We start from the raw sequence: 24,895 nt of genomic DNA on the forward strand, positions 1-24,895 counted from the left end.
TACTGATTCTTTATAGTTTATGATTAAGTTATTGTTAAATTCACTTATTACAGTGGCTATATCTATTACTAAATAATTAGCTATGGTCAGCAAACTTTTAAAACATCTATAGTAGAAGCTTCTACAGCTGGTACTTTAAAAGATTGCTCTCTTGAAGAACAAATTAAAGTATGGAGAATATTATACTGAAAATGATTTTATCTGTATTTTTGAGAATGGAGAAATAGTTACAACTAAAGCTATAGGTCGTATGAGTAAAATTATAAAAAGAGACTTAAAGATTGATTTTAACTTTCATATGCTTAGACATACACATGCTACTATGTTACTTGAAGCAGGTGTTAATCCTAAGGTAGTACAAGAAAGGCTAGGTCATTCCTCCGTATCTATTACACTAGACACTTATTCTCACATCACAACAGAGTTTCAAAAAGTTGCAGTTTCTGAATTTGAGAAGTATCTACAAAAAAATAAAGTGTCCAATCTAAAATAATGAATTTTATCTTAGATTGGACACAGATTGGACAGTATGGATTTTCAAGGCTAAAAAACCTATCAAATCAAGTATTTAACCCATTTAATATTCAGATGTTGTTACATCATTGGCATTCCGCCGCCCATGCCTCCTGGCATCATTGGCTCATCTTCTTTAATATCTACAATAGCACTTTCTGTTGTTAATAACATAGCTGAAATAGAAGCTGCATTTTGTAGTGCTGATCTTGTTACCTTAGTTGGGTCAACAATACCTGCTTCAATCATATCTACATATTTTTCATTTAGAGCATCAAATCCTATGCCTTTTTCAGAGTTAATTACCTTCTCTACAATAACTGAACCTTCAAGTCCAGCATTTTCTGCAATTTGTCTTAATGGCTCCTCTAATGCTCTTCTAACGATTCTAACCCCTGTTCTTTCGTCTCCTTCTGTTGTTTCAAGTAAAGCTTCTACTGCTGAAATAACGTTTACAAGTGCTACTCCACCACCAACTACAATACCTTCTTCTACAGCTGCTCTTGTAGCGTTAAGGGCATCTTCAATTCTTAGCTTTCTTTCTTTAAGTTCTGTTTCTGTAGCAGCACCAACTTGGATAACTGCAACTCCACCAGAAAGCTTAGCTAATCTTTCTAGTAACTTTTCTTTATCAAAATCAGAAGTTGTATCTTCTATTTGGTTTCTAATTTGACCTACTCTATCTTTAATAAGCTGTGAATCACCAGCACCCTCAACAATTGTTGTATTATCTTTATCAACCTTAACAGTTCTAGCTGTACCTAACATATCAATTGTTGCAGTTTTTAGATCATATCCTAATTCTTCAGAAATAACTGTAGCTCCTGTTAAAATTGCAATATCATCTAACATTGCCTTTCTTCTATCTCCAAAGCCTGGTGCCTTAACAGCAACACATTCAAAGGTTCCTCTTAATTTGTTTACTACTAATGTTGCTAATGCTTCGCCTTCTAGATCCTCAGCAATGATTAATAATCTTCTACCTTGTTGTACTATTTGCTCTAATACTGGAAGAATTTCTTGTACATTTGTAATCTTTTTATCAGTTACCAAAATATATGGATCGTTAAATACAGCCTCCATCTTGTCGGTATCTGTTACCATATATGCTGATAAATATCCTCTATCAAATTGCATACCTTCTACAACTTCTAAAGTAGTTCCCATAGATTTAGATTCTTCTACAGTGATAACTCCATCATTACCTACCTTTTCCATAGCATCTGCAATTAGATTACCGATTTCTTCATCCGCAGCTGAAATTGAACCAACTTGTGCAATAGCTTCTTTACTTTCTACTTTTTTAGAAATATTGTTTAATTCAACAACTGCCGCATCCACAGCTTTTTGAATACCTTTTTTAATGATCATTGGATTAGCCCCAGCTGCCACGTTCTTTAATCCTTCTCTAATAATAGCTTGAGCTAATAAAGTAGCTGTTGTTGTACCGTCACCAGCAACATCATTAGTTTTAGTAGCTACTTCTTTAACTAATTGAGCACCCATATTTTCATAAGCGTCTTCTAATTCAATTTCTCTAGCTATAGTTACCCCATCATTTGTTATTAATGGAGAACCAAACTTTTTATCGATTACTACGTTTCTTCCCTTTGGTCCTAAAGTTACCTTAACAGTATCCGCAAGTTTATTAACACCGATTTCTAATGAACGACGAGCCTCTTCAGCAAACTTAATTTCCTTAGCCATAATAATACCCTCCTAGTCCTTATTTATATTAATTAAACCCATTATGTAATACTATTTTACTATTCAACAACAGCTAAAATATCATTTTGTCTTAATATTGTGTATTCTTCTCCATCAAACTTAACTTCTGTACCAGCATATTTAGAGAAGATTACTTTATCTCCTGCTTTTACTTCCATAACAATTTCTTTACCTTCAACTACTCCACCTGGCCCAACTGCCATAACCTCTGCTAACTGTGGTTGCTCCTTTGCGCTACCTGGCAGTACAATTCCACTTTTTGTGGTTTCTTCAGCTTCTACTCTTTTAATAACTACTCTGTCTCCTAATGGCTTAATGTTCATAAATCAAACCTCCTTGGAAATTTTTTATTTTTTTAATACATTGTTTTTTGCTCATTATTAGCACTCGTACTAAGTGAGTGCTAATTACATTTATAATGTTATCTAAAAGTGATTTTGCTAGCAAATGCCAATATTGGCTATTATATTCTATTATCTAAAGATATATTCGCTTTTTTCTTTATATCTCTACATTTCACTGTTTTACTAATTTTTTAATATTTTTTTAGTATCTTCTAAATATTTTTGTTTAAAGGCCTATTAATCCTACTAATTTTAATATATAAGGCTGTACTATGTAATATATTATAGGTATAAATACAGCTGGTAGCATATTACCTACCTTTATTCTTTTCACTTCCATTATATTAGATGCAATACCTATAATTAATAGTCCACCTATAGCAGACATTTCTGCTATTACCGTTTCTACCAAGAAGGGTTTCATAAATGTAGCTGTAATAGTAATTAAACCTTGATAAATAAAAACCGCTATACCAGAAAATGCAACTCCTATACCTAAAGTAGATGAAAATATTATTGCAGAAATACCATCAATCAGAGACTTAGCAAATAAAATTTCATGATTACCAGTTAGTCCACTTTCTAGAGCACCCATAATCGCCATAGCTCCAACACAATAAATTAAACTAGCCGTAACAAAACCCTTAGCAATTCCACCTTCCTTGTTACCAACTTTAGTTTCTAGCCATTTCCCTACATTTTCTAGCCTATCTTCTATTTTTGCCATTTCTCCTATTATAGTGCCTATAACAACACTTGAAATCATAAGTAGTATATCTCCAGTTTCTAGAGCTCCCGATAAGCCTATAACAAAAACACTTAAGCCTAGTCCTTGCATTATCGTTGCCTTATACCCTTCTGGAATACCTTTTCTTAAAAAAACTCCGCCAATTCCTCCAGCTATAATTGCTATAGCATTTACAATAGTTCCTAACATCGATTCATCCCCCAGTTGTTTAACATATGAAAATTTTATCCCCACATCCGTAATGGATGTGGGGACTTAAATATTTAATATTCCTAATCTTCCACTGTATTGATATTATCACTATTTTACATCCTTTTCAAGCTAAAACTCTCATGGTGATAAACTATACAATAATCTATTTCCCTATTCCAAGTTCTCTAGCATAGTAAAATAGATACTGTTGTGCATACCCACCATATTTTCCAAACTTATCTCTAGCAAACTCTTCGATTTTTTTATTAGGTGTGTCTTCATGAAAATAAAAATATTCCATGACTCTTTTAACCCATACATCTACAGGGACTGCTTCTACCTTTCCCATAGCAAATACTAAAATACAGTTAGCTACTTTAGGCCCTACTCCACTAAACCTACGCATAGCTTCAAAGCAATCTTCACTATTTAATTCTTTTAATTGTTCTAAAGAAATATTTTCATCAATCACTGCTCTAGCTGTATTTAAAATGTACTTAGATCTATATCCCACTCCGCAGGCTGCTAATTGTTCTTCCGACAAATTATAAATAGCCTCTGGAGTTGGAAAACTATAATAGTCCTTTCCACCATATTGTCCTAAATATTCCCCAAAATTTTCACTTAACAATCTTACAGATTTTTTTATACGAGGTATAGCATTGTTAGCAGAAATAATGAAAGAGATTAAAGTTTCCCAAGGTTCCTGCTTAAGTATTCTAATTCCATCGCCAAAATTAGTAGCGTCTTTCATAACCTCATCATCTTTACTTAAATCTTCTTTAATTTTCCCGTAGTTGTTATTTAAATCAAAATAAGAAGTCCATATGTTATTAAAATCTTCTATATTTGTATTGCTAAAAACGATTGTATCTTCTTCTTTTCTTACATTTAAAATTTTACCATAGGCGACTCCAATATAGCTTCCATCATCCTCTAGGTCCCATCTAAAACATTGACCACATTCAAAAATATGCTTGGGTTCAAAATCTCTTATGTTTTTTAATATTACTTTATTATCTTTATGTAGAATTTCCAACTAAATCTCTCCTCTCCATATATCTTACAGCTAATAATTCTAAAACTACATATATACTTATGTCTTTGCTTATTATACCCAATATTAAATCCCTAAAAACCTTCTGGTCTCTAGGGATTGTAATCTTATTTAAAATCAAACAAAAGGTCTATTTCAACTCTATCATTTAACAAACCTTTATTATCATAAGCAGCTTCATTAAGTCCACAAATATTGAATCCTTCTTTAATAAAAAACTTAATAGCAGGGTAATTATAATTTTCTACTTGAACAATAATACCTCTAGCCTTGTTAAATCTAGCAAATCCTTTCGCTGACTTTACAAGCTTTCTACCAATATTTCTTTGGCGCACATCCTCTTCTACCCAGAGGTTTATTATTTGTAGAAGATTATTATGCTGAGTACATAACATCTCTATATATCCAAAAATTCTTTCATTCTCCTCTATTAAAAAAGTCTTAGTATATTTACCTTTCTCATCCATTAATTTAATACTATACTTCTCTTCATGACTTTCTCCCAGTTCTTTTATCTCTAACTTATAACTAGACCCTTCCTTACTAACCTTATAATATTTATTAGATTTAAGGCTATAGTCAAGTCTTTTTATATTGTCAATATCATCCGCTACCATTTCACGTATAATCATTGATAATTTTCCTCCGTGGACATGTAGGACACGGGCTCATATATAGAATATGCCTCATAAACCTGATTTCCTGTAACTATATCAAAGTATAGCTTTCTTATATCTTCTTTTTTAGTTGATTGATAACTATAAGTAGCTACTGGTCTATAGTGGGTATAAAATGACCTAACAACTGCTATTCCATTATATTTCATATCTAAAAGTTGTTCACTATGTTTTTGCTCCACATCCTCTAGGGACACTACTACTTCTGACATAGGTACTACTGTACCGTTGAAGTTATTAGAGTATTTAATAACCTTCCCACCATGAGAAGAAACATTTACTTTAACTATGTCACTAATCATAGTAATATCATCTAAGGTAGGAATAAATTGAAATGCATAAATAGTATTTTTTGTATTTTCATCTGTAATTGCCGATACCCCATCTATCATCTGCTCATAGGATTCAAATCTATTTATAAACTTTTTAGCGATTTCTGAAGCTTCATCTTTAGAAACAAGTGTATCCTTAACATCTGCTGTATAATCTTCAAATTGTCTAAGGAATCCGTTAACAGCGTCTATCCATATTGAATATACTAAATCATCTTCAATATAATAATTTATTTCATAATAATGAACACCATCTCGGATTTGAATATTTTCTGTTACTTCCCTAGATCCCGAAAAATTACCAAGCTCAGGAAGCATTTTATCTACTCTTGTTAATATTGAGTCTATTGGCATATATGCAGGATGCTCATTAGGAATACGACTATGTCTATATAGTCTAGATACTTCCTCTATATTATTTGCCCACTGTCCTAATCCACCGTCACCATTATCCGGATCTTTAATTTCGCGTACTCGTCTTTGAATATTATTGTATACTGCTGAAAATCTATCTAACTGTTCATAAATTTTATCTAAAAACACTATATCATAATCTGTTAAATTTTCATTACGGCTACTAAACTGATTGTTCAGATTATGAACCACTGCACTTCTTAAAGTTTCTAGTCCCTGTAATCCTCTCATTAATGCCTCATTAGGTTTTTCCTCTGTTTGATTTAAGTCAACCCAACTGTTAAAAATCAAAACTAGTTGTTGAATAGAACGCTGTAAATCGATCATCTCTTCCTTTGCACCTGTTTCTTTTATTTCTTTTATTGAATGCATTGTATCCCTAATAGCACTTTCCACCCGTGTGGATATAACTATATTGGAATTACTAACCTTTTTCCCTAATAATCTTAACTGAATAGCAAAAAATAGATTAGCACTTAAGCTAATAATTGTAATTAAAATAATCAAATATCTAACATATCTTCTATAACTATACAACGGAACTCCTCCTCACTAAACATGGGCACTTTCCTGTTTATAACAACTATATCATAAAATCTTTAAAGTCCTATTATAGGTTCATTGCTCATAGATAAAAATAAAGTATCCTTTTATATAATAACATAAACCAGATTGATTGGTAATAACTATTAGCTTAATTTTATCCTTTTCCTTCTTTTTAAACCCTTTATTATTATAAAAATATATTCTATATATTAATTATTTAAGTGGTCTGATGCTTCACAAATATATAAAACTAGGTTATTATAAATTAATAGTACATAGATTTATTCCGTAGCTTACATAATTGCGAGCTCAGCAGGATAACAGCACCCTCTGAATGTAGTATTAATTTCTGGTTATAATGTTGAATATACTAATATTTGAATAGGAGGATTTTTATGGATCAACCTCAACAAATGATGGCAAATGCAGGGAAAGAACTTGGTATTAATGTTGGTAATAAACAATTTGCGAGAATACCAGTTAAAACACATTTAATTAAGCGAGAAGATAATATTGTGGATGTAGCATGTAAATATTTAAAGGACAAGGTACGAGAGAAAGATATAGTATTTATAACTGAAAAAATAGTAGGAATTACTCAAGGTCGAGCTATTCCTTTAAAGGAAATAAAGCCTAGACCTTTAGCTACTTTTCTTGCTAAATATGTAACTAAAACTCCAGCAGGGATAGGGCTAGGTATGCCTGAAACTATGGAAATGGCTCTTAGGGAGTGTGGAACTATTAGAATTCTATTTGCAGCTATAGTTGGAGCTATAAGCAAAATACTTTTTAGAAGAAGAGGGGATTTTTATAGAATTGCTGGCCCAAAAGCCAGGGCAATTGATGGGCCTACCTCTGGTACAATACCACCATATAATACACATGTAGTATTAGGTCCTGCTAATCCTGACGAAGTTGCTCAAGAAGTTAGTAGAGCTCTAGGAGGCATTAGGGTAGTCATTTCAGATATTAATGACCTAGGAGGCAATATATTAGGTGGATCTCATAAGGATATTAACTTTAATGAAGTAGTTCAAATACTTAAAGATAATCCTCTAGGGCAAGGTAAGGAACAGACACCTATGGGAATTATTAGGGAAATATAATTGTTTATGCAAGATTAAAAATACAGCTCCATATGTAATAGAGCTGTATTTTCTATTTTAAATCTATTCAATTTCTCTAAATCTTTTGGTGGTAAAGCTACTCAAAAATTTAAACAATACTATGGATATAACAATATATATTACCACTAGAGATAAATAAATAATTAGTGAGCTTGCTTTAATCTTAAACATAAATAATACTAACAAAACATTAACAACCAAATACGCCATTCCAAGCAAGAAAGCAAAAAATACATTCATATTTTGTTTCATTGCTTTCTGAGGATTATCCCAATCTAACAATGGTCTCGAAATATCAATAAGCATAGCCAGCTCCGTTATAGGTATGCCTCCTAAAATACCTAAGATAGTAACTATTAATATAGTTGATAATTTTAGAGGAACAACAAATAGGGCTACACCTAAAATTATAACTAATGCTAATATTTGAATCAATATAGAGCTTAGTATTTTTCCCATAACCTGATCTTCTACTTTAATAGGAACAATCCTTGAAATCCAAAATTGTCTACCTTCTCTTGAAAAGGTTGTAGCTCCTATACCATTATTTGCAGCAATAAACATTATAAAAGCAGATAATATAAGATTAACTATTGTTGTATTGCTTTCGTTATAAAACTGTGCAATTGTGCTTAGCATCTGTGGATCTGTAGTAAAAACTGGGATTGCTAAAGCAAATGGAATAATTATTACAGCCCCAATAGAGTTCATTAAGAAAATAGGTGTCCTAACTAAAATTTTCATATCTCTTTCTAATATGGCCAAAATAGGATGTCGTACTTTGCCAATTTGATTACTAAACTGTTTATCCGTCAGTTTTTTCTTTTTAGACGATACCTCTTGCCCACCAATTAACCCTTTGTAAAATACTTTCTCACTTATATATACCATTCCATAAAATACAAGTCCAGAAATACCCATAAAAGTAAGTAAAGACAATAGGCCATTTATATTGTTAAACTCGACCAATGCGGTAGATGCCCAAATACTTGGTGGAAATGATACTCCTATCTGTCTAATCAAAATGTTTTTTTCACTAATCAGCCTAGCAATGTACTCCATTTCTCCTCCTTGAGGAAGAGTTGTAGCAGTTTTTTGAGTAATAATTTGTACTGATAAAATAATTAACACCATTAGTACTCCACCAATTACTCTTATTAAGTCTCTTTTACCCTTTATATTTGTATATCGCATGAAAATCATTACTACTATAGATGAAAGAGCTAATGGTATAACAGGAATAGCAATGATAATTAAAATACTATAGAGCCAATATAATATCCCTAATCCACTTTGTATTCCATAGACTAACAGAATAGGTAATATAATCGGAAGTACTGTTAAATACTCATTTATCATTACAGTAATAAAACGAGCTGTTAGTATTGTACTTGGCTTAATAGGTAATGGTATTAAAATTTGTAAATCATCTGCATAATAAAACTTTGCAAATATATGGGATATACCAAATATAAAAAGAATAATCTGAGATCCTAAAACTCCAACCAATAAAATAGTACCTTCTTGATTGATGGACTTCAAAGATGAAAATACACCACCCAGTAGTTTAATATAGCCTATATATAATGGCAATAGAGAAAACATTGCAATTAAAAATATAATTGGCTGCCATAACTCCTTCTTTTGTTTAAAATACTTGTACTTAATAGCGGAAATACCAAAATTCACATTCAATTGAGTTTTTAATAAAGAACCTAACCCCCTCATTACTCTGTCAACTCCAAAAAGATATTTTCTAACGACTGTTTACTTTCAGATTGCTGTCTTAGTTCCTCCATAGTTCCACAAGCAATAATTTGACCTTTTCGTATAATAGCTATTCTGTCGCAAAGTTTTTCTGCCACTTCCAATACATGAGTGGAGAAAAACACGGACTTTCCTGCATCACATCTATCCCTCATTATTTCCTTTAACTTAAAAGCAGACTTGGGATCAAGTCCAACTAGAGGCTCATCTAATATAAAAACCTCTGGATCATTTAGTAAAGCTCCTATTAAAACAATCTTTTGCTTCATTCCATGGGAATAACTTTTAATTAAATCTCCTGCAGCATCTTTTAATTCGAAGAGCTCTAAACACTCATTTATTTTCTTACTTCTTATATCCTTTGAAATACCGTACATATCTCCCATAAAGTTTAAATACTCTATTCCTGTTAACCTTTCATATACTTCATGATTATCCGGAACATAGCTAATCATCTTTTTTACTTCTATAGAATGTTCTTGAAAATCTAGCCCATTTATAAAAATATTCCCTGCATCAGGCTTCAAGAGTCCTACTATCATTTTTAAGGTTGTAGTTTTACCAGCTCCATTTGGTCCTAGAAAACCAAATATTTCACCAGGCTTTACTTCAAAACTAACATTATCAACCGCTTTTACATTTCCACTACTATAAGACTTACTAACATTTTCTAATTTTAGCATACAATCATCCTCTCCTTAAATTATATTTTATAGGTATAAAATGACTCTGAGTACTTCTACTCTGGGTACCCTTTGCCTGTAGATTTTAATTCCTTTTAAATATTTAGCAATATAATTAATAATGGTGTGATAAAGACCGTAATAAGCCCTGCAATGCCAATTGAAAGACTACTCATAGCCCCTTGCTTTTCACCTATTTCCATTGCCCTACTTGTTCCTAAAGCATGGGCAGCAGTACCATAGGCTATACCTACAGCCACTTCATCCTCTATCTTTAATGCTCTAAACAAAAACCCTGCCATAACAACACCTACATTACCTGTTATTATTATAGACATAACTGTTATAGAAGATATCCCTCCTATTTGGTTAGAAATTTCTATTCCTATTGGTGTAGTTACAGATTTAGGAATCATAGAAAGCACCAAAGCTCTATCTATACCAAATAATGTACTAAGGGCCCATACACTAACAATGGCAGTCAAAGACCCTGCTAATATTCCTCCAAGTATAGGTATTAGATTAGACTTTAAAAGATCAATTTGCTTATAAAGTGGAACTGCAAGAATCACTGTTGCAGGCCCTAAAAAGAAATTAATAAAACTTCCACCCTTTTCATAAACCTCCACATCTATATTAAAAGAAAGTAGAAATACTATAGAAAGAATTATGCTTACAAAAAGGGGATTAAATACTGCTAGCTTTGTTCTCTTATATATAATTCCTCCTATTTCAAAGGATATTATAGATAAAAGTATACCAAAAACCGGTGTGTTTAATAGTTCCATTATTTTGAAATCCTCCTTTTTAAAAACTGGACTGTAAATCCTGTTACAGCAATTACTAATGCGGTTGATATAACTAATATTATTGTAATATACAGCCACTCGTTCTTTACTAGATGAAAATTTTTAATCATACCAACACCAGCCGGCACAAATAGAAAGGCAAGATGATCTAGTAAAAATTTTGAAACATCCTCTATAGTTTCAACTTTTAATATACCAGTTAAAAGACATATCAATAATATTATCATACCTAAAATATTACCTGGTATAGGAATTGCAGTAAAGCTCTTTATAAATTCGCCTACAAAAAGTATACCCAGTATAATCGCAAACTGCCTTAATAGCTTCAAATAATCATCTCCAATATGTAGAATGTTAATATAATTATAGCATGATTCAAAAATTAAGCATATATATTCAATTTTATTTAAACTTAAGCTAAATAAAAAACCGAGCTCAAATGAACTCGGTTTTTTTATATATTTAATATTTAAATATTAGTACCATCCTCTAAGTTTCATTGCATCTGCAACTCTCTTAATAGAAATCATGTAAGCAGCTGTTCTCATTTCTACTTGCTTTTCTTCTTTAAGATCCCAGATTTCATTGAAAGCTTTAACCATTAATGCTTCTTGCTTTTCTTGAACTTCTTCAAATGTCCAGTTATATCTTTGTAAGTTTTGTACCCACTCGAAGTATGATACAGTTACTCCACCAGCGTTAGCAAAAATATCTGGAACAACGATGATTCCTTTTTCGTTCATGATTTTGTCAGCTTCTAAAGTTGTAGGTCCATTAGCACCTTCACAAACAATTTTAGCTTTAACGCCACCAGCATTGTCAGAAGTTATAGCATTTTCTAATGCACATGGTAATAAAATATCTGCATCAAAAGTAATAATATCTTCTTTAGGGAATTCACTTTCAGCTCCTGGGAATCCTTTAATGCATCTATGCTCTTGTACATATGCAGCTAATGCATCAACATCGAATCCTTTGCTGTTATAAAGTCCAGCTGTATGGTCAGCAACTGCTACTATTGTTCCTCCTAGTTGAGCAACGTATTTAGCTGTAAAGCTACCAACATTTCCAAAACCTTGAATAGCTACTGTAGCTTGTGTCATATCAATACCAACTTTTTTAGCAGCCTCTCTAGCAGCAAGAGCAACTCCATATCCTGTAGCTTCTGTTCTAGCTAAAGAACCATAGAAGGATACTGGCTTACCTGTGTATACTCCAGGAGCAAATTCACCAGTTGCTTTTTGGTATTCATCTACAAACCAAGCCATAACTTGTCCGTTTGTTCCAACGTCTGGAGCAGGGATATCTACTTTTTCACCAATGATAGGAGCAATAGCTCTTGAGTAACCTCTAGATAATCTTTCTAATTCACCTTGAGATAATTCGAAAGGATCAACGATAACGCCACCTTTACCTCCACCGTAAGGTACACCAACAACTCCACATTTAAAAGTCATCCATGTAGAAAGAGCTTTAACTTCATCCGCATTTACTCCTGGATGGAATCTAACTCCACCTTTAAATGGTCCAATAGCATCGTTATGTTGTGCTCTGTATCCAATGAAAGTTTTAACAGTTCCATCATCCATTTTAACAGGGATAGCAACCTCTAATGTTCTCATTGGGTTTTTAAGAATTTCGTATACCGCTTGTTCAGTACCTAGTTTGTCACATGCAGATTTTACTTGTTGTTGAGCGGTCTCAAAAGGATTTGCTTTTCCAGCCATTATAATACCCTCCTAAAAATTTATTAATGAATTATTAATGCAAAAAATATAATGTTATATATTTTAAGAAAGTGTCCTAATTAGGGCATCTTCCTAAAATGTCGCAATTTTGAATCGTTATTTCTTTAACCTAATATGTACATTTGAATTATATCATACCTACATTCCGATTGTAAACCTTTTACTCTAGTATAACTAAATTTTATATATATAACATACTTAATCCTAATGATACCCTATAATATAACTAAATTTTTCACATTTACATCTATAGAAACTATATTAAAGGAAGTCATATCCTCTATTTCTGTTTTAACTTGTTCTTGAAGTCTTTCAACTAAAGGTCTAATAGGATTTCCATATACAATTCTAGCATCCATTTCTATTATAAGGCCGTTGTTAGTATTATTTATATTTATATTATTGATTTTAAAAATACCTATTATTTTACTAGCCACATGATATACTAAATCCTCAATAACACCATTTGAAATAAAATATCTTCCCATATAGCTAAAGGTCGGTCTCACCACAGAACGCTCTTCCCAATCGTGAGCTTCTTCTTTGCTGAAGTTTCGAAATATCTTTAATGGATTTAAAAAATATCCAGAAAAGTCCTTCTTTATCTCAAATGTTGGTACAGGAATAATATGTTTACCTTCCTTTACCCGATATTTTCGTGCTAGCCTAATTTCATCCTTACTTGCAACATCTTCTATAAAAATCCATTCTTTAATTTCCCCAACTCCTAAAGTTTCAACTATAGACTCCACCATTTTATCTGAAGTACCTAAAATCAATATTCTATTCGGTTTCTCTTTATCTAAAATTCGAATAATTTTTCTTCTATGATCATCCTCAATAAAAAGAGCCCTTTTTATAGCCGACATCTTTGACTTTTCTCTTTTAGCGGAACTACCCCCAAGAACCTTATTTCCTTTTATTAAAAGACCATCATCAATTATATATTCAATATTTTTTTGTTTTGCTACACTGATAGCCCGAAAGCTTTTGCCAGTGCCACTAGAGCCTACAAGCACAAATACTTCCATAAATCTCACCTCTCCTTTTACTGGCTCAATAATATTTGCTAACAACTATAAAACTTTATATTTAATAATAATATTACCGCTGCATAATTTACTTCTTTATCTAATAATATCACATTAATAATCTAATACATTAAAATCAATACATTTTATAATAGATTATAATGAAAGCTTATATTCTACGACAGTTAGATGATATTCGACTTAGCTAATTAGAGTGAAAATCATTATATATTTTATATTTTTATCAAATATTTATATTTCTTTATTGATTCTATACTTTTTATGTTGCTATAATACAGTTAGTTAGTTTTATTAATAATATTTACATATAGGAGGTACTTATAATGGCTTATAAAATTTCAGATGCATGTATTAGTTGTGGTGCTTGTGAACCAGAATGTCCAGTAAGTGTTATTTCAGCTGGAGATACACAATACGTAATCGATCCAGAAGGCTGTATCGAATGCGGTGCATGTGCTAACGTTTGTCCAGTAGATGCTCCACAAGCAGAATAATATTTATTAAACAAAAAAGGTTAGAGTACTCTAGCCTTTTTTTATTATAATTATACATAAATATCTAATTTTCGAATTATTGACATTTATTTAATGAATCAGTAGACTAGTAATATTTTAAGTACTTTAAATTTAAAAGCTTAGAGTTTAAAATCGAGTGCACATAGGTCCATGTGATAGCACAAGACGAATTTTAAGGAGGGTTTAAATGACAATTTTTTTAAAAAAGAAGACCTTATTTATGCTCATTACAATTTTATCTATTTCCAGCATATTAGTAGGATGTGTAGAAAAAAATGTTAAAGCAGACGAACTTCTGCCTCAGTCTATTGAAGTAATGAGGACATTAGACAGTTACCTATCTGACGTTCAGGTTATTTTCACTTCCGAAGCTAATGAAGGCGGAGAAGTAAATATGAATGCTATTATTACTTACAATAAAGAGCCTTTTGCCTATTCTAATGTTCAAGAAATAACTAGTACTAATAAAAGTCCAAACAATCCACTAGACAAGCTTATTCTTTCTCTTCTAGCAAAAGATGGAGTTGTATATACAAACAATTCAATTACAGGATTATGGATAGACGAAACAGACCCTGAGCTTGTTAAGGAAGTAGAAAATAATGCAGACTTATTTCAAAATTTTAATATAGATCAGTTTACAGATTTAGAAGTAATATCTATAAATAAAAATAAGGTAACTATTAAAGCAACCGCTAATAACTCAACTTTTCTTAAAAGTCTACTAGCCTCCTTTAATACAGAAACTTCTGGATATGTAGAAATGATTATAGATATAGATACTAAATATATGGAATCATTCACATACTATCCGAAAATTGATGCTAAATCAGGTGAACAAAACAAAATAACTATAAAAACTAAAGATTTTAATAATGCTGATGAAGTTGTAATTCCAAAAGAGGCCTTATACGAATAAAAAAGTAGGAAATTAGCTTTCCTACTTTTTTTCTCTATTTAGCATTTCTAATTTTACAAGAAACTTTAATATAGCCTTTTCTTCATTAAATGTAAAATCGTTAAGTAAAGAGAAAATCATCTGTTTCTCTTTATCTGTAATTTCTTCAAATACTCTTCTACCCTTATCCGTTAATTGTAAAAAATATGCTCTTTTATCATCGTCACTTCTACTCTTAACTACATAGTCTTGAATAATCAATCGATTAATTATTGTCTTGAAAGCATTACGATCTATATTTATTATATCCATTACTTCAAACATCTTCTTACCTTCTCCATGTCCTAGTAATTTTAGGATTAAAAGATCAGTAATAGACAGATAGAATCCATTGTTGTTAACGCCTTTTTTATCTAATACAATAATATTACTAATTAATTTTTCCAAATATTCATGTATTTGGGCATAATAATTTCTCATAGAATCACTCTTGTTTATTATTTTCTGCTTCTCTTTCATTCAATAGGTATGACAACGTAAATAAGCTTTCACTAAGATGCACATTTTCTACTATAATGTCTTTTGGTACCTTTAGATCTGTAGGTGCAAAGTTCCAAATTCCTTTAACATTTTTTTCATTAAGCTTATCTACTATACCTTGGGCAAATTCTTTTGGTGTACAAACAACAGCAATATCCACATGATTATCTAAAGTAAACTGTTCTAATTCATCTACATCACGAAATGGAATATCTCTAATTTTCATTCCTATCAATTTAGGATTTATATCAAACAGTGCTAATAGCTCAAAACCAGACTTTTCAAAGCTAGTATAGTTAGCAATTGCCTGCCCTAAATTACCAGCCCCGATGATAATTAATTTATAGGTTTTATCTAAACCTAATATTTTACCAATTTCATTATATAATTCTTCAACATTATATCCATACCCCTGTTGTCCAAATCCACCAAAACAATTTAAATCTTGACGAATTTGAGATGCGGTAAAACCTATTAATCTGCTTAACTCTTTTGACGAGATACGGTAAATTTCTTTGTCTAATAATTCTTTTAAATACCTATGATATTTTGGTAATCTTCTAATTACTGCCATGGAAATATTGGCAAGACTTTTATTATTCACATTCATCAACTCCCATTATTAAATATTTTATTTATAATACATCCAATATAATTGCACCTTCACGCTCAAATTATGCTTATTAAATAAAGTAGATACCATTATTATGACATTTAATAAACAAATTGTCACTGATTAATGTACCCATTTAATAGCTTTTAAAAACTATGAACATTAAGTTTAAGCTATTTATAAATATAATAAGCCTTTAATTTAAAAATTATAACAGTCTTTTTTTCTAGTGTCAATGTATCTTTGATATAATGTTATCATCTATTGCTTTAAATAAGTTACTTTTTTTGTTAAAATGAACATACGTTAAATGTAATTTTTAGGAGGAAAAATCTATGATTGTCTTATCTTGTAATAATATATGTAAATCCTTTGGTATAGATATAATTCTGAATAATATTAGCTTTAGTATAAATAAAGGCGAGAAGGTTGGCCTTGTAGGAGTTAATGGTGCCGGTAAATCTACCCTCTTTAAGATTTTAACCAATCAACTGTCGTATGATACAGGGGAATTATTTATTTCTAAATCTACTACAATTGGTCATCTAGAACAAAGTACAATATTAAATGAAAATTCTAGTATTATGGAAGAATGTATGAGTATATTTCAACATTTAATCGATATGGAGCAAAACCTGCGCAGTCTAGAAATAGACATTGCTAACTTGAGTAATAATGAAGAACAATCACATTACCTAGATGAAGCTATGCATAAGTATTCCATTTTACTAGAAGAATTTAATGAAAAAAATGGATACGGCTTTCGTAGTGAAATAAAAGGTGTATTAAAGGGATTGGGCTTTTTAGATGAAGAATTTGTGCAACCCATATATCAATTAAGTGGCGGACAGAAAACACGTGTAGCCTTAGCAAAGCTTTTGCTAACTCATCCTGATCTTTTATTATTGGACGAGCCTACAAACCACTTAGATATTGAAGCCGTTGAGTGGCTTGAAGGTTTTTTAAGAGATTATGATGGAACTATATTAATGATATCTCATGATCGTTATTTTCTGGATCAAATGGTTAATAGAATTTTTGAAATTGAAAATCATAGCCTAACTAGCTACAATGGTAATTTTTCAATATTTATGGAAAAGAAAAGAATCTTAATAGAGCAACAAATAAAAGAGTATATAGAACAACAAAAAGAGCTGGATAGACAAAAAGATATAGTTAGAAGACTTAGGCAGCACGGAACAGAAAAGCTAATGAATAGGGCAAAAAGTCGCGAAAAACAATTAGAGAAGATAGAACAAATGGAGGCCCCTATAGTATATAGAAATAAAGCGTTTATTCGTTTTGAAGCTCAAGTAAAAAGCGGTAACGATGTTTTATCTTTACAGAATGTTAGCAAAAGTTTTAATAACAATATGTTGTTTGAAAATGTTGCCTTTGATATATATAAAGGAGAAAAGGTTGCCTTAATTGGTCCTAATGGAATAGGTAAATCTACATTATTTAAAATAATATTAGATGAGTTTAAGGCTAATAGCGGAAATATACGGTTAGGTCACAATGTTTTTACTGGCTACTATGATCAAGAACAAAAAAATCTTAATTATAGTAAAACCGCCTTAGATGAAATTTGGGACGACCATATTAATTTAAATCAAACAGAAGTACGAACACTTCTGGGATCCTTTCTTTTTAAAGGTGATGATGTTTTTAAAACAGTAGAATCCTTAAGTGGTGGCGAAAAGGGGAGACTTTCTCTGCTTAAGCTTATTTTATCCAAATCTAATTTACTACTATTAGATGAGCCAACTAACCACTTAGATATTGACTCTAAAGAAGTTTTAGAGGAAGCATTGATAAATTACGATGGTACAGTATTTGTTATCTCCCATGATCGTTATTTTTTAAATAGGGTGGCTACTAAAATTATAGAACTTAGTCCAAATGGTAATGAAACCTATCTTGGTAATTATGACTACTATACTCAAAAGAAAAAAGAAAAGTTATCAATGAATGAACCTGAAGCAAAAGAAGAAAAAACAAAAACACAGTTAAAAGAAGAAAAAAGAAAAGAAAGAGAAGAAAGAGAAAACTTAAGAGCCATAGCTAAAACTCAAAAAAAACTTGAGGCAGAAATTTTAGAGTTAGAAGAAAAAATAAATGAATTAGAAGAATTAATGTGCCGAGAAGAAATCTATTCTAATGAGGAAAAAAGCAAAGAAGTACATCAAGAAACTCAAAAATTAAAGGAAAGCTTAGAGCTTCTTTACTCCGAATGGGAAGAGATTATTGATATGTAATTATATTTAAGGACGATTTTTACACAGTAATTTCTACGTGCTAAAAAAATCGTCCTTATTATATGGAATATTTCAGCCACACTGTGCATATATTTTAAATAGAAAAAGTCTGTCCACATTTATCCACAAGTAATCCACAGAATCCACAGAATTATCCACAATATTTTTGTGCATATTAGTATTGTTCATATGTCTTACACATTATCCACATTTTTCGTGCTTTTTATATGTGAATAAAACTCTTCTGCTGCTGCCCCAATTAACTAAAAAAACATCCCTATTTTTAAATTTGGTATAGCATTTAAATCTAAATTTGATCGTAAACCTCTTACATAATCATAGTAGGCAACACAACCTATCATGGCTGCATTATCAGTGCAGAGAGTTAGAGAAGGATATTTTAAGTCTATATTGTTTTTATCACATTCTCTTTGTAAATAGCTTCTTAGTCCACTATTTGCCGCTACTCCGCCTGCAAGCACAACACGATTTACTCCCTTTTCTAATGCACATTTAATAGTTTTCTCTGTTAATATTTCGACTACAGATTTTTGGAAACTGGCAGCAACATCAGCAACTTCTATATCCGATCCCTTCATTTTTTGAGAATTTAAATAGTTCAGTACCGCTGACTTTAATCCACTAAAACTAAAGTCATAGCTTCCTTCTTCTAAATATGCTTTAGGGAATTGAATAGCATCTGAATTTCCTTCCTTAGCAAGCTTGTCTATTTGAGGTCCTCCAGGATAGCCTAGTCCTAAAGCTCGTGCCACTTTATCAAAGGCTTCCCCTGCTGCATCATCCCTAGTCTTACCTAAGACCTCATATTGTCCATAGTCCTTCATATAAACTAAATGAGTATGTCCACCAGAAACAATTAAACAAATGAAAGGCGGCTCAAGTTCTTTATGCTCAATAAAATTAGCATAAACATGACCTTCAATATGATTAACACCATTTAGTGGAATTTCTCTAGCAAAGGCTATAGCTTTAGCTGCAGATAACCCAACTAATAAAGCACCTACCAACCCAGGACCATATGTAACTCCAACATGGGTTATATCACTAAATGAAACCTCAGCTTTTTCCAAGGCTTCACTAATTACTCCATTAATATTTTCAATATGCTTTCTCGATGCAACCTCTGGAACTACACCGCCAAATTTTTTATGTTGCTCAATTTGAGAATTAATAATATTAGATAAAACCTCTCTTCCGTTTTTCAAAACGCTTACAGAGGTTTCGTCGCAGCTTGATTCTATTGCCAACGTAATTATATCTTCTTTAAATTTTATTGACATCTCTTATTCTCCTTTATTTTTTACCTATTGATATTATATCCTAATTATAAAAATTGTTCATTTAAATAATAGTAGTTTTTAGTTTTTTTGCAAATACTATTATAGATCTTCTTTTTAAAATCCTATAAGGAGTGATCTATATGGATAGACATACTCGTTATGATAATGTTAAGAAATCTTTTTCTCAACGTTTAGGAGAGGCTAATGTAATGCCTGATGGTATGTTATCAGCTATAGATGATACAGACCTAGCTATATTAGCTATAGAAAAGGGAGCTCAAGAAGCAGAGGAAACATATGAAAAAGATCGATAGAAGAAATTTCTTCTATCGATTTTTTATTTATACTAAATCCTTCCACATAATAAGAGCATCTTCTCCATTATCCTGATAGTAACCTGGTCTAATACCACAAGGAATAAATCCTAGCTTTTTATAAAGTCCTTGAGCCGTCAAGTTAGAACGTCTTACTTCCAATGTCATTCTATAAATATTAATTTTTTGTCCTTCTAATATTAGGCCCTCTACAATTTTTTTACCTATTCCCTTGCCACGATATTTAGGATGTACAGCTATATTGGTAATATGAGCCTCATCAACAACTAACCACATTCCCCCATAGGCTGCAACATTGCCATCAACTACTACTACACAATATTTAGCTAGCTTATTTTTTTTAAGCTCCGTTACAAAAGCATTTCTCGTCCAAGGGATTGAAAAGGAATTTTCTTCAATATCTAATACAGAATCAATATCCCCCAATTCCATTTGTCTTACAATGATTGACTCCATAAAGAATTATTCCCTGCCTTTCATTCTTTCTTCATATTGAACCTCTGCCGCAGATTTCCTCATGTATATAGGAGTAATATCTGAAACAAGTCCATTTTGAATTTTAACTTTGGCAGCTTCTCCAACAGAAGAAGCAGAAGGTATTAAAAACTTTTTCGGTGGAACACAAAACTGTTCTCGCAATTCATCTTTTAAAGGATCATAAAACTTGTCTAAAGCATCTCCAACAAAGAAAATCCTTTCATTTTCTTCCTTTAGTCTAGTAATTAATTCATCTATATGTAACACCTGCTGCTCCATTACTTCTAACATACGGCCATCTATCCATTGATAAAGCCCTGTATATACTAGATCTCTTTGAGCATCTATAATAGGACAAACTAGTCCCTGAGTATTAAACAAATTGAAAGCTAATGCCTCTAGTGTAGGCACTCCTACTACGATTTTATTCAGTGCTTGAGCCATAGTGGTTATAGTAGCAATACCTATCCTAAGTCCCGTAAATGAGCCTGGTCCTAAGGATACTGCAAATACATCAATATCCTTTGGAGTGAGATCACAGCTATTAATTAACTCCTCTATCATAGGCATAAGCTTCTGAGAATGACTTTTCTTGTGATTTAAGGTATATTCTCCAATTAATTTATCATCGTCTAACAGTGCAACTGTAGCTGTCATTGATGATGTATCTAAGGCTAATAGTTTCATTTAGCTAACAACTCCTTAATCATTTCCTCATAGTAATCATTTGTACTAGTAAAACAGATCTGTCTAGATTCTAAACCCGTTACTTTAATTTCAATCCATAATCGCTTATCTGGAAGAATCTCCTCTATTAAAGAGGCCCATTCTATTACACAAACTCCATTACCATAAAAATATTCTTCATATCCTAAATCTTCCATCTCGCTTACATGGTTAATACGATATACATCGAAATGGTAAAGTGGAATCCGTCCATCATATTCATGAATTAATGTAAAGGTTGGGCTAGTTACATATTCTTCCACACCTAATCCCTTTGCAAAGGCTTGTGTAAAAGTAGTTTTCCCAGCACCTAGGTCTCCAGTCATACAAAGAATATCTCCACCATTAACTAATTGGCCTAATTTTTTAGCAAATACTTCTAATTCTCTTTGGTTTGATATATCAATACATATCATAATTACACCCACTTACTATTATTTTCCTTATATATAGCTTGTACTACTTAGTTTTCCAAGCTTTAATAATTACATTCATAATGATAGTAACTTCATCTACTCTATTTTAGCATAATTTATTTAGTAAAGCATATGTTGTTTACAATTTCCTTTTAGATACCTCTGTAGAAAACCAAACTACACCTACAGTTACAATAGAGGTAAAGCAAAAAAGAGCCTCCAAATTGAGACTCTTCTAATCTTATTTTTACTTAATTATTTTTTAATATAGGAGATATCTTTTTGTAAATTGGTAATGTTACAAAAGCGATAACTGCTCCCTTTAGTATATTAAAAGGTGAAATACCATATAAAATCAATGTGTTTACGTCCACAATCTTGCTATTAACAGCATTACCAATGCCTACTATAGCATCCATTGAGCTAAATGCAGCGTAAAAGGGAAGCGTAATATACTTATTTACTACTGCACCCGCTAAGGTCATCACAAGTGTACCTGCTATTAAACCAATTAAAGCATGGTTACGATCTTTTTTTCTATGATAAATAATTGCAGCTGGTAATATATAAGAAACTCCAACTATAAAGTTTGCAAGTTCTCCTACTCCACCAGTTTGAGTTTTTGTTAAAAGGTGTAGTGTTACCTTTACTAGTTGTACAAGCACCCCAGCCATTGGTCCCATAGCAAAACTTCCTAAAAGTGCAGGTATATCACTAAAATCAAGCTTTAAAAATGGTGGGAACATAGGTAGTGGAAAATCAATTACCATTAAAATATACGATAATACTGATAATACTGATATTTTCACTAAGCTATTTGTTGTGAGCCTTGGTTTACTTACACCAGTTGTTTTTGTTATTTTTTGCATAATCCTTCCTCCTTTATTAATTCATTACTAAATAAATAAGTAGAGGAGAAACCATAAAGAGGGAATAAAATTTGTTCGTTTGCACTCCCAAACTTTATATCGCACTCAATTCTAAGCTTTGCCTAGAATTGAGTGCTCAAAATCAAAAATGCCCTGGAATACTTCCAGGGCATAAGCATACAAAATAACCTCTTTAATTCTTCTCCCATCCAGACTCTACTGTCGGTACTGGAATTTCACCAGTTCAATCGATTTGCATCGACTCACGGACTTTACCGTCGGTCGGGAATTTCACCCTGCCCTGAAGAATTTTTTATTAAATTAATTCTACACTTTTATTATATACATATTCAGTATATAATGCAATACTTCTCTTGATACTTTTGAGCACTTAAAAATTTTAATGCTAGTTTGAAATTTAAGTAGTATAGGAGTTGATTCAATAGAATAGGGCTACTTTTCTAACCTTATTTTTTCTTTATCCTTAATATTCCTATTTCGTCTTCTAATGTAAAATTATGCTTCAAACACAGATAGACTAATATAGATAGTATACAAAGATGTGGTAAAAACAAAGCAACTCTCAACCAACTCCTTGACATTATTTCTGCCAACGATACTCCTATAAGCTTAGGAATAATAAGAACCATAGTTCCTTCTATCAAGCTAGTTATAGTAACACCTATTAAAACTCCTAATAAAGATAAGCAAATAGGCATTCTAATTATTAACCATACTAATATGCACATAGTAATATACTGAAGCAATATATGCAGACCAAACCCTACATTTTTTCGAATATAATAAGCCGCTACTCCTTGAATAATTGCTGCTACAACGATTTTTCTAAATGGGGGACGCATTCCTATTAATATAAGACCTAAAGAAATTACCAATATTGCTTCTGGTATAGAACCAAAAACAACTACATTTATAGGCATTCGATCCATATAACATAACCTCTTTTCCCCCGTGTTCTCTAATAAATCTCTCTAATCTATAATGTTAATATTTTTTATATACAACACTTCCATCTATAATTGTACAAACTACAGAGGATTGTATATCAAAAGGATGACCGTTCCATATAACTATATCTGCATCCTTACCAACCTCAATACTTCCTACCCTATCTTCTATTCCTAATATTTCAGCAGGATAAATAGTAATAGCCTTCAATGCCTCTTCTTCTGGTAATCCTGCCTTTGCAGATAATGCAGCGCATAAAGGCAAATTCTGTACCGGAATTACTGGGTGGTCTGTCATAATAGCAATCTTAACTCCTGCCTCCCATAACATTTTAGGAGTATCAAAGGTTTTATTTATAAGCTCAAATTTAGAACGATCTCCAAAGGTAGGTCCTACCACTGCTGGTAATCCCTCTTTAGCAATATAATCCGCAATTAAATGTCCCTCTGTACAATGCTCTAAAGTTATTTTTACTCCAAATTCTTTAGCAATTCTAATAGAAGTAAATATATCATCTGCTCTATGGGCATGTGCTTTTAACGGAATTTTTCCTTCCAATACATCCATCATGGCTTCCATTTTCATATCTAATGCAGGAGCCTTTGATTTATCATCTTTCGCTTCCTGCTTCTTATTATAATATTCCTTGGCTTTCATTAATGTATCCCTTAATAAAGCAGCTGTTGCCATCCTTGTCATAGGCATACGTTTTTTATCGTTATACACCCTTTTAGGATTTTCTCCAAAAGCCACCTTCATTGCTGAAGGCTCTTGAACAACCATTTCATCTATCCTTTTACCATAGGTCTTAATGGAAGCAAATTGTCCCCCAACAACGTTTGCGCTTCCAGGACCTGTTGATACGGTTGTAATTCCACCTTCATAAGCTTCTTTAAAAGTTCTATCCATTGGATTGATAGCATCAATTGCTCTTAGATGTGGTGTAATAGGATCTGTCATTTCATTGCCATCAGATCCTTCAAAGCCTATAGCATCTTCCCACATTCCTAAATGACAATGGGCATCTATCATACCTGGAAATACAAGCTTACCTTCAGCATCTATAACTTCTGCATCAAAAGGTGCTACAATATCTATACCTATTTCTTTAATCTTACCTTCTTCTAATAAAATTGATCCTTTTTCAATGACTTCACCAGCCATTGTATAGATTTTCGCATTTTTTACTAATATCATATTATTTCCTCCCCACATGTTGTGATCTACTATGCATACAGCAT

General features: G+C 31.8%; 27 protein-coding genes and 1 riboswitch. Of the genes, 6 read left to right on the forward strand and 21 right to left on the reverse strand.

All coding sequences use genetic code 11. From position 1 onward, the window contains the following. The first annotated feature begins 151 nt into the window (after positions 1 to 151). Entirely contained in the window at positions 152 to 493 is a 342-nt protein-coding gene (locus HYG84_RS03095) for a tyrosine-type recombinase/integrase (RefSeq protein ID WP_212380654.1), read from the forward strand. A 101-nt stretch (positions 494 to 594) separates the two neighbouring features. On the opposite strand, the gene groL is transcribed toward HYG84_RS03095, so the two are convergent. The 6 genes from groL to HYG84_RS03125 all read right to left on the reverse strand — a co-directional run bounded on the left by groL (position 595) and on the right by HYG84_RS03125 (position 6,542). Then, the gene (gene groL / locus HYG84_RS03100; RefSeq protein ID WP_212380656.1) at positions 595 to 2,220 is read right to left on the reverse strand and encodes a chaperonin GroEL; all 1,626 of its coding nucleotides are present in this window, start codon (positions 2,218 to 2,220) and stop codon (positions 595 to 597) included. 59 nt (positions 2,221 to 2,279) lie between these two features. Further along, positions 2,280 to 2,564, reverse strand: a complete 285-nt coding sequence (groES, locus tag HYG84_RS03105) for a co-chaperone GroES (RefSeq protein ID WP_212380658.1) — start codon at positions 2,562 to 2,564, stop codon at positions 2,280 to 2,282. A 247-nt stretch (positions 2,565 to 2,811) separates the two neighbouring features. Then, positions 2,812 to 3,522, reverse strand: coding sequence for a DUF554 domain-containing protein (locus HYG84_RS03110; protein ID WP_212380660.1), 711 nt, complete (start codon positions 3,520 to 3,522; stop codon positions 2,812 to 2,814). 166 nt (positions 3,523 to 3,688) lie between these two features. Continuing rightward, positions 3,689 to 4,564 (reverse strand): DNA-3-methyladenine glycosylase family protein, encoded by an 876-nt coding sequence (locus tag HYG84_RS03115; protein WP_212380662.1) that lies wholly within the window; start codon positions 4,562 to 4,564, stop codon positions 3,689 to 3,691. A gap of 125 nt (positions 4,565 to 4,689) precedes the next feature. Beyond that, positions 4,690 to 5,214 (reverse strand): GNAT family N-acetyltransferase, encoded by a 525-nt coding sequence (locus HYG84_RS03120; RefSeq protein ID WP_212380664.1) that lies wholly within the window; start codon positions 5,212 to 5,214, stop codon positions 4,690 to 4,692. Further along, positions 5,211 to 6,542, reverse strand: a complete 1,332-nt coding sequence (locus HYG84_RS03125; RefSeq protein WP_212380666.1) for a YcdB/YcdC domain-containing protein — start codon at positions 6,540 to 6,542, stop codon at positions 5,211 to 5,213. The genes HYG84_RS03120 and HYG84_RS03125 overlap by 4 nt, the downstream gene beginning before the upstream one ends. Before the next feature lie 404 nt (positions 6,543 to 6,946). Here HYG84_RS03125 and HYG84_RS03130 point away from each other — a divergent pair, with 404 nt between their 5' ends. Next, a complete protein-coding gene (locus HYG84_RS03130; RefSeq protein ID WP_212380668.1) occupies positions 6,947 to 7,657 on the forward strand; it encodes a coenzyme F420-0:L-glutamate ligase in 711 nt (236 codons plus the stop codon). A 63-nt stretch (positions 7,658 to 7,720) separates the two neighbouring features. Here the strand turns inward: HYG84_RS03130 and HYG84_RS03135 are convergent, their stop codons facing one another. From HYG84_RS03135 to HYG84_RS03160, 6 genes are all read right to left on the reverse strand, one after another. Beyond that, entirely contained in the window at positions 7,721 to 9,406 is a 1,686-nt protein-coding gene (locus HYG84_RS03135; RefSeq protein WP_212380671.1) for a putative ABC transporter permease subunit, read from the reverse strand. Next, entirely contained in the window at positions 9,406 to 10,128 is a 723-nt protein-coding gene (locus HYG84_RS03140) for an ABC transporter ATP-binding protein (protein ID WP_212380673.1), read from the reverse strand. The genes HYG84_RS03135 and HYG84_RS03140 overlap by 1 nt, the downstream gene beginning before the upstream one ends. A gap of 95 nt (positions 10,129 to 10,223) precedes the next feature. Beyond that, a complete protein-coding gene (locus HYG84_RS03145) occupies positions 10,224 to 10,916 on the reverse strand; it encodes an LrgB family protein (protein ID WP_212380675.1) in 693 nt (230 codons plus the stop codon). After that, positions 10,916 to 11,266, reverse strand: a complete 351-nt coding sequence (locus tag HYG84_RS03150) for a CidA/LrgA family protein (protein WP_212380678.1) — start codon at positions 11,264 to 11,266, stop codon at positions 10,916 to 10,918. Before HYG84_RS03150 ends, HYG84_RS03145 begins: the two co-directional genes overlap by 1 nt. Before the next feature lie 147 nt (positions 11,267 to 11,413). Beyond that, positions 11,414 to 12,664 (reverse strand): Glu/Leu/Phe/Val family dehydrogenase, encoded by a 1,251-nt coding sequence (locus HYG84_RS03155; RefSeq protein ID WP_212380679.1) that lies wholly within the window; start codon positions 12,662 to 12,664, stop codon positions 11,414 to 11,416. 236 nt (positions 12,665 to 12,900) lie between these two features. Next, positions 12,901 to 13,716, reverse strand: coding sequence for an Asp23/Gls24 family envelope stress response protein (locus HYG84_RS03160; protein ID WP_212380681.1), 816 nt, complete (start codon positions 13,714 to 13,716; stop codon positions 12,901 to 12,903). A 344-nt stretch (positions 13,717 to 14,060) separates the two neighbouring features. Between HYG84_RS03160 and HYG84_RS03165 the strand changes: the two genes are divergently transcribed. Next, positions 14,061 to 14,231 carry a 4Fe-4S binding protein gene (locus HYG84_RS03165; RefSeq protein ID WP_212380683.1) on the forward strand — a complete coding sequence of 57 codons (171 nt, stop codon included), beginning with the start codon at positions 14,061 to 14,063 and terminating at the stop codon, positions 14,229 to 14,231. A gap of 208 nt (positions 14,232 to 14,439) precedes the next feature. Next, positions 14,440 to 15,171, forward strand: a complete 732-nt coding sequence (locus HYG84_RS03170) for a hypothetical protein (protein ID WP_212380685.1) — start codon at positions 14,440 to 14,442, stop codon at positions 15,169 to 15,171. Positions 15,172 to 15,192: 21 nt separating this feature from the next. Here HYG84_RS03170 and HYG84_RS03175 read toward each other — a convergent pair whose 3' ends face one another. Both HYG84_RS03175 and HYG84_RS03180 read right to left on the reverse strand, forming a co-directional pair. After that, positions 15,193 to 15,630: a MarR family winged helix-turn-helix transcriptional regulator gene (locus HYG84_RS03175; RefSeq protein ID WP_212380686.1), complete on the reverse strand. Its 438-nt coding sequence runs from the start codon at positions 15,628 to 15,630 to the stop codon at positions 15,193 to 15,195. Positions 15,631 to 15,634: 4 nt separating this feature from the next. Beyond that, the gene (locus tag HYG84_RS03180) at positions 15,635 to 16,264 is read right to left on the reverse strand and encodes a redox-sensing transcriptional repressor Rex (protein WP_249168739.1); all 630 of its coding nucleotides are present in this window, start codon (positions 16,262 to 16,264) and stop codon (positions 15,635 to 15,637) included. Positions 16,265 to 16,638: 374 nt separating this feature from the next. Here HYG84_RS03180 and HYG84_RS03185 point away from each other — a divergent pair, with 374 nt between their 5' ends. Next, entirely contained in the window at positions 16,639 to 18,561 is a 1,923-nt protein-coding gene (locus HYG84_RS03185; protein WP_212380688.1) for an ABC-F family ATP-binding cassette domain-containing protein, read from the forward strand. A gap of 263 nt (positions 18,562 to 18,824) precedes the next feature. Here HYG84_RS03185 and tsaD read toward each other — a convergent pair whose 3' ends face one another. Then, a complete protein-coding gene (tsaD, locus tag HYG84_RS03190) occupies positions 18,825 to 19,862 on the reverse strand; it encodes a tRNA (adenosine(37)-N6)-threonylcarbamoyltransferase complex transferase subunit TsaD (protein ID WP_212380689.1) in 1,038 nt (345 codons plus the stop codon). A 140-nt stretch (positions 19,863 to 20,002) separates the two neighbouring features. Between tsaD and HYG84_RS03195 the strand changes: the two genes are divergently transcribed. Beyond that, positions 20,003 to 20,176, forward strand: a complete 174-nt coding sequence (locus HYG84_RS03195) for a hypothetical protein (RefSeq protein WP_212380690.1) — start codon at positions 20,003 to 20,005, stop codon at positions 20,174 to 20,176. Between the two features lie 27 nt (positions 20,177 to 20,203). On the opposite strand, the gene rimI is transcribed toward HYG84_RS03195, so the two are convergent. The 6 genes from rimI to HYG84_RS03225 form a co-directional block, all read right to left on the reverse strand. Then, a complete protein-coding gene (gene rimI, locus HYG84_RS03200; RefSeq protein ID WP_212380691.1) occupies positions 20,204 to 20,653 on the reverse strand; it encodes a ribosomal protein S18-alanine N-acetyltransferase in 450 nt (149 codons plus the stop codon). Between the two features lie 6 nt (positions 20,654 to 20,659). Then, entirely contained in the window at positions 20,660 to 21,361 is a 702-nt protein-coding gene (gene tsaB, locus HYG84_RS03205; RefSeq protein ID WP_212380692.1) for a tRNA (adenosine(37)-N6)-threonylcarbamoyltransferase complex dimerization subunit type 1 TsaB, read from the reverse strand. Continuing rightward, positions 21,358 to 21,816, reverse strand: coding sequence for a tRNA (adenosine(37)-N6)-threonylcarbamoyltransferase complex ATPase subunit type 1 TsaE (gene tsaE, locus HYG84_RS03210; protein ID WP_212380693.1), 459 nt, complete (start codon positions 21,814 to 21,816; stop codon positions 21,358 to 21,360). Before tsaE ends, tsaB begins: the two co-directional genes overlap by 4 nt. 251 nt (positions 21,817 to 22,067) lie before the next feature. After that, complete coding sequence (locus HYG84_RS03215) at positions 22,068 to 22,685, reverse strand: ECF transporter S component (protein WP_212380694.1); 618 nt, start codon at positions 22,683 to 22,685, stop codon at positions 22,068 to 22,070. Positions 22,686 to 22,878: 193 nt separating this feature from the next. Continuing rightward, positions 22,879 to 22,998: riboswitch (FMN riboswitch) on the reverse strand. A gap of 154 nt (positions 22,999 to 23,152) precedes the next feature. Next, positions 23,153 to 23,635: a hypothetical protein gene (locus HYG84_RS03220; RefSeq protein WP_212380695.1), complete on the reverse strand. Its 483-nt coding sequence runs from the start codon at positions 23,633 to 23,635 to the stop codon at positions 23,153 to 23,155. Positions 23,636 to 23,690: 55 nt separating this feature from the next. Then, entirely contained in the window at positions 23,691 to 24,851 is a 1,161-nt protein-coding gene (locus HYG84_RS03225) for an amidohydrolase (protein WP_212380696.1), read from the reverse strand. Positions 24,852 to 24,895 lie beyond the last annotated feature (44 nt).

This window comes from Alkaliphilus sp. B6464 (assembly GCF_018141165.1).
Classification (GTDB): Bacteria; Bacillota; Clostridia; order Peptostreptococcales; family Natronincolaceae; genus Alkaliphilus_B.

Bases quoted from the DNA above. Each gene is read 5' to 3' on its own strand.
- groL (WP_212380656.1), bottom strand. From the start codon at position 2,220: ATGGCTAAGGAAATTAAGTTTGCTGAAGAGGCTCGTCGTTCATTAGAA.
- groES (WP_212380658.1), bottom strand. From the start codon at position 2,564: ATGAACATTAAGCCATTAGGAGACAGAGTAGTTATTAAAAGAGTAGAA.
- HYG84_RS03170 (WP_212380685.1), top strand. From the start codon at position 14,440: ATGACAATTTTTTTAAAAAAGAAGACCTTATTTATGCTCATTACAATT.
- HYG84_RS03165 (WP_212380683.1), top strand. From the start codon at position 14,061: ATGGCTTATAAAATTTCAGATGCATGTATTAGTTGTGGTGCTTGTGAA.
- HYG84_RS03135 (WP_212380671.1), bottom strand. From the start codon at position 9,406: ATGAGGGGGTTAGGTTCTTTATTAAAAACTCAATTGAATGTGAATTTT.
- HYG84_RS03225 (WP_212380696.1), bottom strand. From the start codon at position 24,851: ATGATATTAGTAAAAAATGCGAAAATCTATACAATGGCTGGTGAAGTC.
- tsaB (WP_212380692.1), bottom strand. From the start codon at position 21,361: ATGAAACTATTAGCCTTAGATACATCATCAATGACAGCTACAGTTGCA.
- HYG84_RS03120 (WP_212380664.1), bottom strand. From the start codon at position 5,214: ATGATTATACGTGAAATGGTAGCGGATGATATTGACAATATAAAAAGA.
- HYG84_RS03215 (WP_212380694.1), bottom strand. From the start codon at position 22,685: ATGCAAAAAATAACAAAAACAACTGGTGTAAGTAAACCAAGGCTCACA.
- HYG84_RS03145 (WP_212380675.1), bottom strand. From the start codon at position 10,916: ATGGAACTATTAAACACACCGGTTTTTGGTATACTTTTATCTATAATA.
- HYG84_RS03185 (WP_212380688.1), top strand. From the start codon at position 16,639: ATGATTGTCTTATCTTGTAATAATATATGTAAATCCTTTGGTATAGAT.
- HYG84_RS03160 (WP_212380681.1), bottom strand. From the start codon at position 13,716: ATGGAAGTATTTGTGCTTGTAGGCTCTAGTGGCACTGGCAAAAGCTTT.
- HYG84_RS03180 (WP_249168739.1), bottom strand. From the start codon at position 16,264: ATGGCAGTAATTAGAAGATTACCAAAATATCATAGGTATTTAAAAGAA.
- HYG84_RS03155 (WP_212380679.1), bottom strand. From the start codon at position 12,664: ATGGCTGGAAAAGCAAATCCTTTTGAGACCGCTCAACAACAAGTAAAA.
- tsaD (WP_212380689.1), bottom strand. From the start codon at position 19,862: ATGTCAATAAAATTTAAAGAAGATATAATTACGTTGGCAATAGAATCA.
- HYG84_RS03140 (WP_212380673.1), bottom strand. From the start codon at position 10,128: ATGCTAAAATTAGAAAATGTTAGTAAGTCTTATAGTAGTGGAAATGTA.
- HYG84_RS03130 (WP_212380668.1), top strand. From the start codon at position 6,947: ATGGATCAACCTCAACAAATGATGGCAAATGCAGGGAAAGAACTTGGT.
- HYG84_RS03175 (WP_212380686.1), bottom strand. From the start codon at position 15,630: ATGAGAAATTATTATGCCCAAATACATGAATATTTGGAAAAATTAATT.
- HYG84_RS03220 (WP_212380695.1), bottom strand. From the start codon at position 23,635: ATGGATCGAATGCCTATAAATGTAGTTGTTTTTGGTTCTATACCAGAA.
- HYG84_RS03110 (WP_212380660.1), bottom strand. From the start codon at position 3,522: ATGTTAGGAACTATTGTAAATGCTATAGCAATTATAGCTGGAGGAATT.
- tsaE (WP_212380693.1), bottom strand. From the start codon at position 21,816: ATGATATGTATTGATATATCAAACCAAAGAGAATTAGAAGTATTTGCT.
- rimI (WP_212380691.1), bottom strand. From the start codon at position 20,653: ATGGAGTCAATCATTGTAAGACAAATGGAATTGGGGGATATTGATTCT.
- HYG84_RS03195 (WP_212380690.1), top strand. From the start codon at position 20,003: ATGGATAGACATACTCGTTATGATAATGTTAAGAAATCTTTTTCTCAA.